At 63.9% G+C, this 1,748-nt stretch carries 1 protein-coding gene; it reads right to left on the bottom strand.

Annotated features, from left to right (window positions below; genetic code table 11):
- Positions 1 to 1,748, bottom strand: a 1,748-nt coding sequence (tkt, locus tag D4100_RS25440) for a transketolase (protein WP_119805465.1), incomplete at both ends; no start/stop codon positions are given.

The following is a 1,748-nucleotide window of genomic DNA, read 5'->3' as shown; positions in this document are numbered from 1 at the left end:
TTCAGCAGCGCCTGCGCCCTGGCCACCACGTTGTCCACGGTGAAACCGAACTCTTTGAACAGCTGGTCTGCCGGGGCCGACTCGCCGAAGCTGGTCATGCCCACGATGGCGCCGTTCAGGCCCACATACTTGTACCAGTAATCCGCGATACCCGCTTCTACCGCCACACGCGCCGTAACCGAAGACGGCAGCACCGATTCGCGGTAGGCCGCATCCTGCTTGTCGAACGCGTCGGTCGACGGCATCGACACCACACGCACTTTAGTGCCCGCGGCACTCAGCTGGTCTGCCGCTTCCACCGTGATGCCCACTTCAGAACCGGTCGCAATCAAAATCACTTCCGGCTTACCCGCGCAGTCTTTCAGCACGTAGCCGCCACGGTACACGTTCGCCAGTTGTTCGGCGGTGCGTGGCTGCTGCGTCAGGTTCTGACGCGAGAAAATCAGCGTGGTCGGGCCGTCGTTGCGCTCGATGCCGTACTGCCAGGCAATCGCCGATTCCACCTGGTCGCACGGGCGCCAGGTGCTCATGTTCGGGGTCACGCGCAGGCTGGCGATTTGCTCGACCGGCTGGTGCGTCGGGCCGTCTTCGCCCAGACCGATGGAGTCGTGGGTGTAAACGAACACGTTGCGGATTTTCATCAGCGCCGCCATGCGCACCGCGTTGCGGGCGTATTCCACGAACATCAGGAAGGTCGCGGAGTACGGCAGGAAACCGCCGTGCAGCGCGATGCCGTTGGTGATGGCGGTCATGCCGAACTCGCGCACGCCGTAGTGGATGTAATTGCCCGCCAGGTCTTCATTGAGCGGTTTGGAGCCGGACCACATCGTCAGGTTGCTTGGCGCCAGGTCGGCCGAGCCGCCGAGGAATTCCGGCAGTACCTTGCCGAAGGCTTCCAGCGCGTTCTGCGACGCCTTGCGGCTGGCGATGTTGGCCGGGTTGGCCTGCAGCTGCTCAACGAATTTCTGCGCGTCGGCTTTCCAGTTGGCCGGCAGCTCGCCGTTTACACGGCGGGTGAATTCGGCAGCCAGTTCCGGGAAGGCTTTGGCGTAGGCGGCGAACTTGTCGTTCCAGGCAGACTCTTTGGCCTGGCCGGCTTCTTTGGCGTCCCACTGGGCATAGATGTCCTGCGGGATTTCGAAGGCGGCGTATTTCCAGCCCAGGGCTTCGCGGGTGGCGGCCACTTCGGCGGCGCCCAGCGCAGCGCCGTGCACGTCGTGGGTGCCGGCCTTGTTCGGGGAACCGAAACCAATCACGGTTTTGCACATCAGCAGGGACGGCTTGTCGGTGACCTTGCGGGCTTCTTCAATCGCCGCCTTGATGGCGTCCGGGTTGTGGCCGTCGACGTGGCGCACCACGTGCCAGCCGTAGGCTTCGAAGCGCTCGGCGGTGTCGTCGGTGAACCAGCCTTCCACGTGGCCGTCGATGGAGATGCCGTTGTCATCGTAGAACGCGGTCAGTTTGCCGAGCTTGAGGGTACCGGCCAGCGAACAGACTTCGTGGGAGATGCCTTCCATCATGCAGCCGTCGCCCATAAAGGCGTAGGTGTGGTGGTCGACGATGTCATGGCCCGGGCGGTTGAACTGCGCGCCCAGGGTGCGTTCGGCAATGGCGAAACCGACGGCGTTGGCGATGCCCTGGCCCAGCGGGCCGGTGGTGGTTTCGACGCCTGGGGTGTAGCCGTATTCCGGGTGGCCCGGGGTTTTGGAGTGCAGCTGGCGGAAGTTTTCCAGCTCGCTCATCGGCAG

The organism is Serratia inhibens (assembly GCF_003591175.1).
GTDB lineage: Bacteria > Pseudomonadota > Gammaproteobacteria > Enterobacterales > Enterobacteriaceae > Serratia > Serratia inhibens.
The sequence above is the reverse complement of the archived record's forward strand: the minus strand, read 5'-3'. Positions and strand labels throughout refer to the sequence as shown.